Annotated in this window: 12 protein-coding genes; 4 read left to right on the top strand and 8 right to left on the bottom strand. The window is 62.7% G+C overall.

Translation table 11 applies throughout. The annotated features are described in order from the left end of the window. Positions 1-2 precede the first annotated feature (2 nt). From F3H58_RS02440 to F3H58_RS02425, 4 genes are read right to left on the bottom strand one after another with little or no spacing between them, the layout of a single operon-like run. The gene (locus tag F3H58_RS02440; protein WP_149741082.1) at positions 3-2,087 is read right to left on the bottom strand and encodes a hypothetical protein; all 2,085 of its coding nucleotides are present in this window, start codon (positions 2,085-2,087) and stop codon (positions 3-5) included. 1 nt (position 2,088) lies between these two features. Next, positions 2,089-4,899, bottom strand: coding sequence for a DUF4159 domain-containing protein (locus tag F3H58_RS02435; protein WP_149741081.1), 2,811 nt, complete (start codon positions 4,897-4,899; stop codon positions 2,089-2,091). Continuing rightward, the gene (locus F3H58_RS02430) at positions 4,896-5,810 is read right to left on the bottom strand and encodes a DUF58 domain-containing protein (protein ID WP_142845437.1); all 915 of its coding nucleotides are present in this window, start codon (positions 5,808-5,810) and stop codon (positions 4,896-4,898) included. Before F3H58_RS02430 ends, F3H58_RS02435 begins: the two co-directional genes overlap by 4 nt. Before the next feature lie 25 nt (positions 5,811-5,835). Then, complete coding sequence (locus F3H58_RS02425; protein WP_149741080.1) at positions 5,836-6,846, bottom strand: AAA family ATPase; 1,011 nt, start codon at positions 6,844-6,846, stop codon at positions 5,836-5,838. Between the two features lie 174 nt (positions 6,847-7,020). Here F3H58_RS02425 and F3H58_RS02420 point away from each other — a divergent pair, with 174 nt between their 5' ends. From F3H58_RS02420 to F3H58_RS02410, 3 genes are read left to right on the top strand one after another with little or no spacing between them, the layout of a single operon-like run. Further along, on the top strand, positions 7,021-7,650 hold the full coding sequence (locus F3H58_RS02420) for a DUF1285 domain-containing protein (protein ID WP_149741079.1): 630 nt from the start codon (positions 7,021-7,023) through the stop codon (positions 7,648-7,650). Beyond that, entirely contained in the window at positions 7,647-8,279 is a 633-nt protein-coding gene (locus F3H58_RS02415) for an NUDIX hydrolase (protein WP_080851189.1), read from the top strand. The genes F3H58_RS02420 and F3H58_RS02415 overlap by 4 nt, the downstream gene beginning before the upstream one ends. Next, positions 8,276-9,532: a CCA tRNA nucleotidyltransferase gene (locus F3H58_RS02410; RefSeq protein WP_149741078.1), complete on the top strand. Its 1,257-nt coding sequence runs from the start codon at positions 8,276-8,278 to the stop codon at positions 9,530-9,532. Before F3H58_RS02415 ends, F3H58_RS02410 begins: the two co-directional genes overlap by 4 nt. A 24-nt stretch (positions 9,533-9,556) precedes the next feature. Here the strand turns inward: F3H58_RS02410 and F3H58_RS02405 are convergent, their stop codons facing one another. From F3H58_RS02405 to hemF, 3 genes are all read right to left on the bottom strand, one after another. Further along, positions 9,557-9,742, bottom strand: a complete 186-nt coding sequence (locus F3H58_RS02405; protein WP_003523091.1) for a DUF1059 domain-containing protein — start codon at positions 9,740-9,742, stop codon at positions 9,557-9,559. A gap of 228 nt (positions 9,743-9,970) precedes the next feature. Beyond that, positions 9,971-10,240, bottom strand: coding sequence for a hypothetical protein (locus F3H58_RS02400; protein ID WP_065655700.1), 270 nt, complete (start codon positions 10,238-10,240; stop codon positions 9,971-9,973). Between the two features lie 123 nt (positions 10,241-10,363). Next, positions 10,364-11,275 (bottom strand): oxygen-dependent coproporphyrinogen oxidase, encoded by a 912-nt coding sequence (hemF, locus tag F3H58_RS02395; RefSeq protein ID WP_149741077.1) that lies wholly within the window; start codon positions 11,273-11,275, stop codon positions 10,364-10,366. A gap of 129 nt (positions 11,276-11,404) precedes the next feature. Between hemF and F3H58_RS02390 the strand changes: the two genes are divergently transcribed. Beyond that, entirely contained in the window at positions 11,405-11,680 is a 276-nt protein-coding gene (locus F3H58_RS02390) for a hypothetical protein (RefSeq protein ID WP_003523094.1), read from the top strand. A 35-nt stretch (positions 11,681-11,715) separates the two neighbouring features. Here the strand turns inward: F3H58_RS02390 and F3H58_RS02385 are convergent, their stop codons facing one another. After that, entirely contained in the window at positions 11,716-13,368 is a 1,653-nt protein-coding gene (locus tag F3H58_RS02385) for a Na/Pi cotransporter family protein (RefSeq protein ID WP_149741076.1), read from the bottom strand. Positions 13,369-13,396: the final 28 nt, after the last annotated feature.

Here is a 13,396-nt window from a genome sequence, read left to right as displayed (position 1 = left end):
CCTTACCGGCCCTCACGCCACCACAGCGCGGAGAAGGCGAGCAGCAGGGCGGCAAGCCCGGCAAAACCGGCAAAGAGCGGCAGGGTATTGACGCCTTTCAGCACCGTCTCGTCGGTCATGCGTATCAGCATGCGATCCTCATCGGCAACCCTGATATCTCCACGAACGGGCAATATATCGGGCAGCGCGATACGGCCGGAATTGTCGGCGACACGGTGCACGCTGCCCTTGGTGGCCTCGGCCAGCGGCTTCAGCGTTTCGGTGGTCGAGATCATCGCCTTGAATTCCGGCGCATCCACCGCGCCGACATGGACGAGGGTGGTGAAATCGCCGTTTTTGATTTCGAACAGCCCGGTTTCGTCCATGCGGCGCTCGATCCTGTAAAGACCGGGCTCGGTGCTGGTGAAGGCCATGTTCTCGGTTTTGCCAGAAGGGAAACGCACGCTTGCCTGACCGGGATCATCGCCGATGGTCTGGCGGGTGATCTGCAGGGTGCGGCCGTTAGCGCGTGCCGTCAGCGCCTCTTCCTCAAGCTCGGGTTCCTTCATCAGCCAGTGGGCGATGCGGCGATAAAGCGCCACATGTGGGCCGCCGCCCTCGAAACCGCGCGCCCACAGCCAGCCCTGATCGGACAGCAGCATGGCGACACGGCCTTCGCCCTGACGGTTGAGCACCAGAAGCGGGTCCTGCCCGTCGCCCAGCATCACGGTCTGGCCCTGCGGCGGGTCGACGCTGATGGTGCGGAACCAGCGGCCCCATTGCGGCGGCTCGTTGCCCGAACCTTCCAGCCCGCGGGTGACCGGGTGTTTCTTGCCCGCTTCCGAAAGGCGCGGGTAGAAAGCGGCCTGATGCACCTGACCGGTCGGCTGCGCAGGCAGCACGGAGGCGAGTGGCGTCATGGCGATCGAATCCTGACCCGCATGTTCCGGCCCGGCGGCGATCAAAAGCGCGCCGCCCTTTTCGACATATTGGGCGATGTAATCGTAATAAAGAATCGGCAGCACGCCGCGATGCTGATAGCGGTCGAAGATGATGAGGTCGAAATCCTCGATCTTTTCGACGAACAATTCGCGGGTTGGGAAGGCGATCAGCGAGAGTTCGTTGATCGGCGTGCCATCCTGTTTTTCCGGCGGGCGCAGAATGGTGAAATGTACCAGATCGACCGAGGCGTCGGATTTCAGGAGATTGCGCCACGCCCGTTCGCCGGCGTGCGGCTCGCCGGAGACGAGCAGCACGCGGAGATTCTGGCGGATGCCTTCGATCAGGTGAACGGCGCGGTTGTTCGCAGCCGTCACTTCGCCCGGAAGCTCGGCGACGGAAAATTCCATGACATTGTTGCCGCCGCGCGGAACCTTGAAATTGAACGGCGTCGGCTGGCCGGGTGTCGCCTGCAGCGTGGCGATTTCTTCGCCATTCATCTTCACCGTCACTTCTGCCGAACCGCCGCCTGCGGGGCGGCCGTCATCGAAGACGCGCAGCGTGAGCTGCTGTTCCTCGTTGACGATGCCGAAGCGAGGGGCGCGGACGATTTCGATACGGCGATCGAATTCGTCAGCCTTGCCGGTGATCAGCCCATGGACGGGTGCGCGAAAGCCGAGCGCCTGTTCGGCGTTGGGCAGGGCATTGGGGATATCATGAATCTGGCCGTCGCTGAGGAAGATCGCGCCCCCGACGCGGGAAGGCGAGACATCAGAAACGGCGGAAGATAGCGCCGAGAAAAGCTGGGTCGAGGGCGAGTCGCTCTCGCCATTGTCGCGCACTTCGACGATGCGTGGTTCGATGCGCGGGAAACGGGAGAGCCGGTCTCTCAGCGTCTCCAGCGCCGTATCCGTCATTTGCGGCCGGTCCTGCACATCCTGGCTCTGCGAGCGGTCAAGGATGACGGGCACGATGGTGGAGAGCGGCTCGCGTTCCTCCTGTGTCAGAAGCGGATTGGCGATGGCGGTGAGCAAAGCGGCGAGCGCCAGCCCGCGCAGCCATGCGCCGCGCACGCCGCGCCACAGGCCGATGAAGGAGAGGGCAAGGGCGGCGACGGCCAGAACGGCGATCACGATCCACGGCAGGAAGGGGGCGAAGGTCAATGTCATGTCACTGCCCCAACCGTTCGAGAAGTGCGGGAACGTGGACCTGATCGGCCTTGTAGTTGCCGGTCAGCATATACATCATGATGTTGACGCCGGAGCGGAAGGCATGCTCGCGCTGCGTCTCATCAGGCGGCACCGTTGGCAGAACCGGCGCGCCCTGTGGATCGACGGCCCATGCACCGGCGAAATCATTGCCCGTTATCATGATCGGCGTCACGCCATCGCCGGAGGAGGAGAGGCCCGAGGTGGTCTTGGCCGCCCCCTGCCGTGATTCCACCCAGAGCGGGGAGCCGTTGTAACGGCCGGGGAAATTGGTGAGCAGGTAGAAGGAGCGCGTCAGAACGTGATCTTCCGGCACGGGCTCGAGCGGTGGGATATCGATATTGGCGAGGATCGCCTGCAGGCGCTCGCCGTTAGGGCTGGTCGCGCCGGTATCGAGCGAAGAGAACTGGTCGCGCGTGTCGAACAGCACGGTGCCGCCGGCGCGCATATAGGCGTCGATGCGTGAGATGGCGGCGCTTGAGGGCATGGGTGCCGTTGCGGAAACCGGCCAGTAGATGATGGGATAAAAGGACAATTCATCCTTGGAAATATCGAGGCCGACCGGCTGGCCGGGCTCCAGCGTCGTGCGCCAGGTCAGGAATTCGCTTAACCCCTGCAAACCCTGCTCGGAAATGCGGTCGACATCGTCTTCGCCGGTGCGCACATAGGCGAGATGCGTCGTGTCCAGCCGCTCGAAAATCTGCTCGTCGCCGGGTTTCGGATCGTCGGCGCGGGCATCGGTTGGCGACATGGCGGCAAAGGCGCCAAGCGCCAGAAGCACGGTGGCGGCGGTGGCGCTGCGGGCTTTCGGCAGGCGTGCGAAGGCACCGTTCATGAAGAGCACGATCAGGCTATCGGCAATCAACATCAGGAAGGCGGCGATGAAGAGCGCGGGGCGCAGCGATTTCGCCGTTTCGCCGATCAGGGCTTCGCTGGTGGTGCTGACACCGGCGGCGGAGGTGTCGAGCGGGCGAAGTGTGGCACCTGCGGGTAAGAGATTGAGAGCCACGAAACTATCCTCTGTGCCATAGAGGCCGGGGGGATTGTCGAAACCGGTGCGGGGCGGCTGGCCGGCGCGCATTTCCAGCGGCCGGGCAGTGCCGATTTCGGCTGAAAGCGCGCCTTCGGCCGTCAGCAGCCGGAAGGGCGGAAGGGCCGCGGCCGGGGCATTGGCGTTGGCGGAAGCGCCGCCCGCCTTCGACAATTGCACGATACGGCGCAGCATATCGACGAAATGGCCAGAGATCGGCAGGTCGGACCAACTTGCCTCAGCGCTGACATGGAACAGCACGATGCGGCCAGCCTCGACATTGCGGGTGGTGACGAGCGGCGTGCCATCGGCAAGGCTTGCCCATGTGCGTTCAGCCAGATCCGGTGTCGGTTCGGCCAGAACCTGACGCTTGACGAGGACGCCATCGGCCTTCGGCATGCCGGCAAAGGCGCCGAAATTCGGGAAATCGGCAAGCGGCTGCGGCTCCGCCCAGGAGAGCGCGCCGCCAAGCGCGCGTTCGCCCTGTCTGAGTGTTACAGGCACCAGCGGATCGTCAGCGGGCGCTGCGGCAAGGCGCGGCCCGGCAAAACGGATCAGTGTGCCGCCGCCGGCAAGCCACCGCTGCATCGGCTCATAGGTTTCCTGCGGCAGACGGCCGATATCGGCCATGACGATGACGGAAGGATTGGATTGCAGGATTTCCGGGATCGCCTGCGCCAGATCGGCCTGCCGCTGCGGGATGAGATCGGCAAACGGCTGGAGCGCGCGGCTGATATAATAAAGCGGCTGCAGCAGCGGCTGGAAATCATTGCCGGTTTCGCCGGCCAGCAGTGCCACGCGACGGCGGCGGAAACCGTCATCCAGAAGATGCACCGCACCCGCCGTCGACACGCCTTCGAGGGAGAGACGGGCGAAATCGTTTCGCAGCTCGAAGGGCGCTTCCACCGTTGCCGTGGTTTCGGCCGCGCCGGGCGCGAAGTTCGCGATGCCGTTGGCGAGGATGCGGCCCTGGCTGTCCTGCGCGTTGACGGTCAGCCGGGCGGCTTCGGCGGTATCGAGGCGCGACAGTGTGACGCTCATGGCATCGGCATTGTTGGTGGCGCCGGTAATGGCGGCGATCGCCTTGCCGTCGCCCTTCACGATGCGGAATTCGGCGGGGGAGAGGCTGGCTAGCGTTCTCATCGCGCTTTCATCCTGCGCGGTCTGAACACCATCGGTAATATAGGCGATCGTGCCGGGAGCCGTGCCGTTCAGCGCCTCGGTGATGGCTTCCGCCGTGCGGACACGATCTGGAACGAGCGGCTTCGGCTTTGCGGCGGCGAGTTTTTCCAGTGCAACGGCTGTCGTTCCCGGTACGGCGTCATGTTCCGCATCGGCGGTGAAGCTGATGGAGACGGGGCGGTCGGCCCGTTCCGCATCGCCGATCAGCGCCTGAGCGGTCGCCACGCGCCTTTCCCAGTCGGGTGCGGAGGCCCAGCTGTTGTCGACCAGCAGCACCAGCTGGCCGCTGCCGGCAATGCTGTTGTTGCGCGGGTTCACCACCGGATCGGCCAGCGCGAAAATCACGGCGGCGGCAAGCGCCATGCGCAGCAGGGTCAGCCACCACGGGCTTTTAGACGGCGTTTCCTCGCGTTTCAGCACCGTCGCCAGAATCTTCAGCGGGGGAAAGACCTCCGCCTTGGGGCGTGGCGGGGTCAGCCGCAGCAGCCACCAGATGGCGGGCAGCGCCAGCAAGCCGAGGAGGATATAGGGGCTGGTGAAAACGAAAGGCAATGCGCTCATCTTTGCCCACCGCCCTGTGCTGGCGCGCCGGAAAGATACATGTGCATGGCCACAAGCGCCTCGGAGGCCAGATGATCGGTGCGATGGAACACGAAGTTCCAGCCGAGACGGCGCAGCGACGAGGACAGCGCCTCACGCCTCGCGAGATAGGCGCGGGTGTAATCCTCGCGAATGGTTTCGGCACGGCCGGACACCAGTTTTTCGCCGGTTTCCGGGTCGGTGAATTCGGTGCGGCCGGAATAGGGGAAGGTTTCTTCGGCCGGATCGGCAATTTCCACCACATGGCCGCGCAGGCCGCGCCGCGCCAGAGGCGAAATCCGCTCCATCACGGCTTTGGCATCATCGAGAAAATCGCCGATGAGGACGATGTCGCTCGCGCCGCGGATCATGCCCGTTTCCGGCATGCCAGTGGTCAGCGGCGCATGCATGATGGCGGCGGCCAGCCGTTCGGCGGCGTTTCTGGCCGAAACCGGCTCCATGATGCCGGGGCAGCCGATGCGCTCGCCCGAACGTGCAAGGATTTCCGCCAGCGCCAGCATCAGTACCAGTGCGCGGCTTTCCTTGGAGACGGAGCCGAGGGTGGATTTGAACATCATCGACGGCGACATGTCGGCCCAGAGCCAGATGGTGTGGGCGGCTTCCCACTCCCGGTCGCGCACATAGGTATGATCGTCGCGGGCGGAGCGCCGCCAGTCGATGCGCGACAGGCTCTCGCCTTCGGCATAGGGGCGGAACTGCCAGAAATTTTCACCGATGCCGCGCTTGCGGCGGCCGTGCCAGCCGGCGGTGACCGTGTTGGCGATGCGCTTTGCCTCGACCATGCAGTCCGGCACCAGGGCTGCGCGCTGGCGCGCGCGCGCCAGAACTTCGCTACCCGGCGTCTTGTCTACGATCTGGCCGATGGATGCCACATGCAGTCCTTTCGCGAACGTGCTTTCAGTTCTTCGCCTGCTCCACGAGCGCTGCGATGACATCGCGCACCGACATGCCTTCGGCGCGAGCCGCAAAGGTCAGCGCCATGCGGTGTTCCAGCACCGGTTCGGCCAGCGCATGGACATCGTCCAGCGACGGGGCGAGCCGGCCTTCGTAAAGCGCACGGGCGCGGGCCGTCAGCATCAGCGACTGGCCGGCGCGCGGGCCCGGACCCCAGACAACGTGTTTGTCGGTCAATTCGTTGCCATGGCCGGGGCGGGCGGAGCGGACGAGTGAGAGGATTGCATCCACCACCTTGTCGCTGACCGGCATCTGGCGGATGAGGGCCTGGATTTCCATCAGGCGCCCGGCATCGATCACGCCGCGCGCTTCGCCGGAGGCGGTGCCCGTCGTGTCGAGCAGGATCTGGCGTTCGGCGGCAAGCTCGGGATAACCGACATCGACCTGCAGCAGGAAACGGTCGAGCTGGGCTTCGGGCAGCGGATAGGTGCCTTCCTGTTCCAGCGGGTTCTGGGTGGCGAGAACGTGGAACGGCTTCGGCAGTTCATAGGTCTGGCCGGCCATGGTGATGTGATATTCCTGCATGGCCTGCAAAAGGGCGGACTGCGTGCGCGGGCTGGCGCGGTTGATTTCGTCGGCCATCAGCAGCTGGCCGAAAATCGGACCCTTGATGAAGCGGAAGGAACGGCGACCGTTCTCGTCCTGATCCATGACTTCCGAACCGAGGATATCCGAGGGCATCAAATCCGGTGTGAACTGGATGCGGTTGGCATCGAGACCGAGCACGGTGCCGAGCGTGGTGACGAGCTTGGTCTTGGCGAGGCCGGGAACGCCGACGAGCAGCGCATGACCGCCGGAGAGGATGGCGAGAAGCGTGTTCTGCACCACTTTTTCCTGGCCGAAAATGACCTTGGAGACTTCCGTGCGGATGGCCGCAATGTCTGAAAGCGCCTTTTCGGCCGAGGCGACGATGGCCTTTTCATCGAGGGTTTCGCCGGTATTCATCACGCCCATGTCGCTCTCCTCATACCTTCGCCGCTGTCACAATTGCATCCCGGTTTGCTGGCGGCTGGCCGGGGCGGATTTTGCGCTGCATATAGCTTATTGCTCTCTTGGCCGCTGACAAGCGCCATTCGAATGACTATGTCGTGACTTAGTATTTCCTTATCGGCAAAGCGAGACTCGAATATGGCAGCGGAGACGATAAATTCGGCGGGTGACGCGGCCGGGCTGGCGGCGATGATTTCCCGCGCCGCCGAACAGACCGGCGACGCCAAACGCGGGCCGGCCCCGGTGGAGCGCTGGAATCCGCCTTTTTGCGGCGATCTCGACATGGAAATCCGCGCTGATGGCACCTGGTTCTACCTCGGCACCCCTATCGGCAGGGCGCCGCTGGTGCGGCTGTTTTCCACCGTTCTGCGCAAGGATGAGGATGGCAAAACCTATCTCGTAACTCCTGTGGAAAAAGTCGGCATCCGCGTCGTGGACGCGCCTTTCGTCGCCGTGGAAATGAAGCTGACGGCGGGTGAGGATGATGGCGAGCCGCTGCTGACCTTCCGCACCAATGTCGGCGATGTGGTGGAGGCGGGACCGGAGCATCCGCTGCGGTTCGAGGTTTTCGGTGAGAACCGCGAATTGAAGCCCTATCTTCTGGTGCGCGGTAGGCTGGAAGCGCTCGTCTCGCGAGCCGTGATGTACGACCTCGTCGCACTCGGCGAGGTGATTAAGGTGGATGGCGTTGAGATGTTCGCGGTGCGCTCGGGCGGGGTGACTTTTCCGGTGATGCCCGCCAAGGAACTGGAACGGCTTTCGCAATGACGACAACGGCATTCAAGACTTTTACCGCCGCCGATTTCCGCTGCCGCGTGCTGCAGGAAGGCGAGGGCGTGGCGGAACGGGAGCATGGCGACCATGTGCTCAATCCGGGCGTGGTGCTGTCTGGAAACGGCATCAGGCTGAAGGACGCCGCCGTGCTGGTGCCGGTCATTGACGATGGCAACGATGCGCGGGTGATCTTCACCCAGCGCACTTCGACGCTGCGCAAGCATTCCGGCCAGATTTCATTTCCGGGCGGCGGCATCGATGCCGAGGACCGGACGCCGGAAGAGGCGGCGCTGCGCGAGACGGAAGAGGAAATCGGCCTTTCCAGGTCTTTCGTGGAAACGGTCGGGCGTCTGCCGGATTATATTTCCGGGACCGGTTTCCGCATCAAGCCGGTGCTGTCGATCGTTCGCCCCGGCTTTGACCTGACACTTAATCCAACGGAAGTGGATGAGGTTTTCGAGGTGCCGCTGTCCTTTCTGATGGACCCGGCCAACCACGGGCGCGGCAGCCGTATCTTTCAGGGGAAGGAGCGGTTTTTCTACGAAATGCCCTATGGCGAACGCTACATTTGGGGCATTACGGCGGGCATCGTCAGGACGATTTACGAGAGGTTTTATTCATGAGCAGCCTTGCCGGGCGGGACTGGTTTGAAAAACCGGCGCTGAAGCGCATCTTTACGCTTCTGAATGCCGATGGCGGCGAGGTGCGGATCGTCGGCGGCGCGGTGCGCAATGCGCTGATGGACCTGCCGGTGGTCGATGTCGACATGGCGACGACGCTGACCCCTGACGTGGTTGTTGCTCGGGCCAAGGCTGCGGGCATCAAGGCGGTGCCGACCGGCATCGAGCACGGCACCGTAACGCTGGTGATCGATGGCGAAGGTTTCGAGGTGACGACGTTGCGCCGCGATGTCGAAACCAATGGCCGCCACGCACAGGTAGCCTTCGGCACTGACTGGCAGACCGACGCCGAGCGGCGCGACCTTACCATCAATGCCCTCTATGCCGACGAAAAGGGCGAGATCATCGACCTTGTCGATGGTCTTCCTGATATCGAGACCGGCACGGTGCGCTTCATCGGCGATGCGGCGATGCGGATTTCGGAAGATTATCTGCGGATTCTCCGGTTTTTCCGCTTTTTCGCCCATTATGGCTCCGGCCGCCCGGATGCGGACGGCTTGCGGGCGAGCGCGCGGGCCAAGGATAAGCTGGGCACCCTTTCGGCCGAGCGGGTGTGGAGCGAATTGAAAAAGCTGCTTTCCGCCCGCGATCCTTCCCGCGCCCTTTTGTGGATGCGGCAATCGGGCGTGCTGGCGGAAATTCTGCCCGAAACGGAAAAATGGGGCATCGACGCCATTCACGGGCTGGTGGCGACGGAGCAGGCTCTCGGCTGGGCAGTGGACCCGATGCTGCGGCTTGCCGCCATCGTGCCGCCGGACAGGGACAGGCTGGCCGCCCTTGCTGCGCGCCTCCGGCTGTCGAAAGCCGAGGCGGGTTATCTTGCCCATTGGGCTTCGGCTCCGGCGGCTGATCCCGATCTGAAGGAGACGGCGCTCGACCGGCTGCTTTATCGTCAGGGCGTCGAAGGCGTGAAGACGCGGCTGAAACTGGCGCTTGCTTCAGCCCGTGCCGATCTTTCGGCTGGCGACACGGCCATGCAGAAAGTGGCGCGGCTTTCGACTTTGCTGGCGCGAGCGGAAAAATTCCACAAACCGGGCTTTCCGCTGAGCGGTGCGGATGTGATGGCCGCAGGTGTGGAGGCCGGCCCGAAGGTGGGCGAAGTGCTGAAAAGCCTTGAGGAAAAGTGGATCGACGTCAATTTCTCGCTCGACCGGGCAGCTTTGACCGCCCGGCTGAAGGATATGCTGGAAAATTGAGGTCAGCGACGGCGGCGTTGCGGCTCAGGCCGCATTTGCCTCGTCGCGAATGCGGGATTTGATGTTTTCGATCATGTTCTCGCGGATGACGGTTTCGCCGTGCGCCGATCGCATATGTTCCACGGTGCGACGCACAACTTCGGCGTCGTCATCTGCGCGCGTGTGCCAGGCACAGCCGGGCACGAGCGTTCCACATTCAAACAGTCTCATGGTCTTGCCTCCCTGTTTTAGAGCGCCATGCGTCCGTTGGGACGCATGAAGGACGCTCTAACATCTTGAGTCTGCACATTCTCCCTGTCGAAAACCGGAATCGATTTTCGACAGGGAGAATGTGCGAGAGTGAGGGACAGCAATTCGATTACCTGCTGTCCCTCCGACAAGAAACGAATGTTCACCGCTTATGTTCCAGAGCGGCGTCCTTCGACCTTATTCAGGCCCCTATTCGGGCATCGCCCAGCACTGGAAAACAGAGGATGTGCCGGCTGCCGGAATTTTTGTACGAGGCATTTCGTCATTGGCCGCCCGCCGTGCCGTTTTTTGTCCGGCAAGGGAGCGTTTTACCTGTTCGACATAAAAGGAATGCGGCAGTTCGCGATCACCCGTGGCGCGCATTTCCGCTGCCAGGCGGTCGATCAAATCAGGGGTATCAATAGAATGCTGGGCTTCCTCGGGGGAAGCAGAGATAGGCATGCTGTTCGAAGTAATCATGACGATAGCTCCTCCAGTACGTCTGCGGTGAGGAGACTATCATTGCCTTGATTTTTCCATAAGTCCTAATTTGCGCTATTTGCGACAAATTGGCTGATGAGCGTCAAATTTGCGTGAGGTTTTTTAAGGCCAGCGCACCACCGGCGGCAGAGACGAGAGGATCGATTCGACGTTGCCCCCGGTCTTGAGGCCGAAGATGGTGCCGCGGTCGTAAAGCAGGTTGAATTCCACGTAGCGGCCGCGGCGGATGAGCTGTTCGTCGCGGTCCTCTTCCGTCCAGTTATGGTTGAAATTGGCGCGGACGATTTTCGGATAGACCAGATTGAAGGCGCGGCCGACATCTTGCACGAAGGCGAAATTGGCGTCCCAGCCGCCATTTTCCTCCTGCGGGTGCAGCCAGTCGAAAAAGATGCCGCCGATGCCGCGGGCTTCGTTACGGTGCTTGAGGAAGAAATACTCGTCGCACCATGTCTTGTAGCGCGGATAATCGGCAACCGGATGGCGGTTGCAGGTGATTTCGAAGGCGCGGTGGAAAAGCTGGCTGTCCGGGTCTTCCTGCGTCCTTCTGCGCCCCAGCACCGGCGTCAGATCCGCGCCGCCGCCGAACCAGTGGCTGGTGGTGACGACCATGCGGGTATTCATGTGCACCGCCGGCACATTGGGGTTGACGGGATGAGCGATGAGCGAGAGGCCGGAGGCCCAGAAACGCGGGTCTTCTTCCGCACCCGGTATCTGCTTGCGGAATTCCGGCGAGAATTCGCCATAGACGGTGGAGGTGTGGACGCCGACCTTTTCGAAGACGCGGCCTTCCATCATCGACATCTTGCCGCCGCCGCCCTCGCCATTGTCGCGCAGCCAGTCTTTCTGGACGAAACGGCCGGGCTCCTGATCGGAAAGAGGGCCGGTCAGGTCGTTTTCGAGGGTCTCGAAGGAGTTAACGATGGTGTCGCGAAGATGCTGGAACCAGGCTTGGGCAAGGGCCTTCTTGTCTTCGATGTCGTCGGGCAAGCCCTTCGGCAAGATTGGCCGTTCCATGCGTATTCTCCTTTGGTGAAGTCGATTCCCTGTCGCGTCTAGCAGGTGCAGGCCCCGCGCACAAATTCGACTCGCCAAGTTCACATGCGGGCACTATCTTTATCGATGTAGGTGCCAGAGGTGAATATCATGACGAAATTTACCGGACCGCCGCCCCTCGACGGGCTGAAGCGCAGGATCGCCAATCACCGCAAGGCGCGTGAAGGCTCGGGCGACGACAAGACGCGCAATGGCATGTTCGTGCGGCAGACCTTCTGTCTCGGACGCGAGGAAGCCCGCGCCAAGGCGCGCGAATGGTTCGACAGCTTTCCGAAAGCGGCCTACTGGACGGAAGTGGAAAGCTGGCGGCAGCTGGAAGGCGACCGCATCGAATTCACCATGCGGCGGCTTCCTTCGGCCGATTGAAGTTTAGAGCGTTTTCGCATTCCCCGGAAATGCTTTCAGGCGCGGGGCTCGGCATAACGCAGGCGGCTTTCGATCAGCACGCCGCTTTCATCCAGAATGGGATGGGCCACCGTGACGATATGGGCGTTGATGCGTTTGAGGTCGCGCAGCATGTCGAGATGCAGCGAACTGGTCTGCATGCTTTCCGCCAGCCCGTCGCGCAGCCGCTCCAGATGGCGGTTGGAGGACTGTTTTTCGAGGCGGCGTATATCCACCTTGCTTTCCATCAGCCTGCGGGCGAGCTCGAAATCGCCGGTTACCAGAATGCTCTGGGCGGCGCGCAGGTTCTCGATGGTCATGTCGAACAGGGTTTTCAATTCCTCATAACCGTCATCGGAAAATTTGAAGCTGTTCAACACCTTCTTGCGAATCTGCTCGCAAATGCCCTTTTCGATGATGTCGCCGATATGTTCGAGGTTGATGGCGTAGTCGATGATGGCGATCGAACGGCGCGCTTCTTCGTCGGAAAGCCCTTTGCGCCCGAGTTGCGACAGATAGACCTTCACCTCCTGCTGGCGGCGGTCGACCTTGTTTTCGAGCAGGGAAACCTCCTGAAGCGGTGCGAGATCATTATGCTTGAAGGCGTTTTCGGCGCGGATCAGCATCCGCTCGATGCTGTCGCCGACGCTTAAGACTTCGCGGGTGGCGTTGGCAAGCGCCACGACCGGCATGTCCAGCGCCTGCTGGTCGAGGAAATTCGGGCCGTCTTCGGCTTTCGGATCGCCCGGCACCAGCCTCGCCATCAGGTCGGACAGGAGGCCGGAGAAGGGCCAGGCCAGCGCCGCCAGAATAACGTTGAAGATCAGATGGGCGTCGACCGGCAATTTTGCGGGCGAAAGCGGCAATTGCTGCAGGAACTCCGCGCCATAGGAGGCGAGCGGCAGGGCGATGAGGCAACCAATGGTGCGCACCAGAAGGTTGCCCATGGTGATGCGCCGCGCCGAGGCGGGGCCGGAAAGCGTGGCGATGACCGGCGGAATGGCGCCGCCGAGATTGGCGCCGAGAATGAGCACGATGATGAGGCCGGTGGAAAGCGTGCCGGTGGCGGCCAGCGACAGGATGAGCACCACCACGGCAAGGCTGGAAGACGAAACGAAGGCGAGCACGGCGGAAAAGATCAGCGCGACGGGCCATGCCCCGTCAAGCAGGCCGATAAAGACGCCGAGAGCCGGCGAGGCGCGCATCGGTTCTGTCGCGCCGCTCAACAGATGCAGCGACAGAAGCATGAGGCCGATGCCGATCAGCGCCGTTCCGCCGCCCTGCCGGGCATTGGAGCTGCCCTTTTTCAGAATAATGCCAGCAAGGATCAGCAGCGGCGACAGCCATTCCACCCCGGCTGCCACGATCCATGCGGTAACGGCGGTGCCGACATTGGCGCCCAACAGCACCACCTGCGCCATGCGCGGCCTGATGAGGTCTCGTTCAGCAAAGGAGGCGACGGTGAGTGCCGTCGCCGTCGAACTCTGCAGCGCGACGGTGGCGAAGAAGCCGGAAAAGAAGGAGCGCGGACCGTTCTGGGTGCCGGTGGCCAGCACGCTTCGCAGTTTCATGCCGAAGGCGCGGGTGACGCCATCCTTGACCTGGGCAAGGCCGAAGAGCAGCAGCGCGACTGCGCCGAGAAGGTTGACGATGACAATGGTGGATTGCATGCGACGTCTCCTCACACCCGCCGGCGGA

Origin of the sequence: Rhizobium sp. NFACC06-2, assembly GCF_900101425.1 — a bacterium.
In the GTDB taxonomy this organism is placed as follows: Bacteria; Pseudomonadota; Alphaproteobacteria; order Rhizobiales; family Rhizobiaceae; genus Agrobacterium; species Agrobacterium leguminum.
Note: the sequence above shows the minus strand (reverse complement) of the source record. Positions and strands in the feature narration are given on the sequence as shown.

Excerpts from the sequence above, each read along its gene's own strand:
- F3H58_RS02385 (WP_149741076.1), bottom strand. The coding sequence starts at position 13,368 with ATGCAATCCACCATTGTCATCGTCAACCTTCTCGGCGCAGTCGCGCTG.
- F3H58_RS02415 (WP_080851189.1), top strand. The coding sequence starts at position 7,647 with ATGACGACAACGGCATTCAAGACTTTTACCGCCGCCGATTTCCGCTGC.
- F3H58_RS02405 (WP_003523091.1), bottom strand. The coding sequence starts at position 9,742 with ATGAGACTGTTTGAATGTGGAACGCTCGTGCCCGGCTGTGCCTGGCAC.
- F3H58_RS02400 (WP_065655700.1), bottom strand. The coding sequence starts at position 10,240 with ATGATTACTTCGAACAGCATGCCTATCTCTGCTTCCCCCGAGGAAGCC.
- F3H58_RS02440 (WP_149741082.1), bottom strand. The coding sequence starts at position 2,087 with ATGACATTGACCTTCGCCCCCTTCCTGCCGTGGATCGTGATCGCCGTT.
- F3H58_RS02390 (WP_003523094.1), top strand. The coding sequence starts at position 11,405 with ATGACGAAATTTACCGGACCGCCGCCCCTCGACGGGCTGAAGCGCAGG.
- F3H58_RS02420 (WP_149741079.1), top strand. The coding sequence starts at position 7,021 with ATGGCAGCGGAGACGATAAATTCGGCGGGTGACGCGGCCGGGCTGGCG.
- F3H58_RS02435 (WP_149741081.1), bottom strand. The coding sequence starts at position 4,899 with ATGAGCGCATTGCCTTTCGTTTTCACCAGCCCCTATATCCTCCTCGGC.
- F3H58_RS02410 (WP_149741078.1), top strand. The coding sequence starts at position 8,276 with ATGAGCAGCCTTGCCGGGCGGGACTGGTTTGAAAAACCGGCGCTGAAG.
- hemF (WP_149741077.1), bottom strand. The coding sequence starts at position 11,275 with ATGGAACGGCCAATCTTGCCGAAGGGCTTGCCCGACGACATCGAAGAC.
- F3H58_RS02425 (WP_149741080.1), bottom strand. The coding sequence starts at position 6,846 with ATGGGCGTGATGAATACCGGCGAAACCCTCGATGAAAAGGCCATCGTC.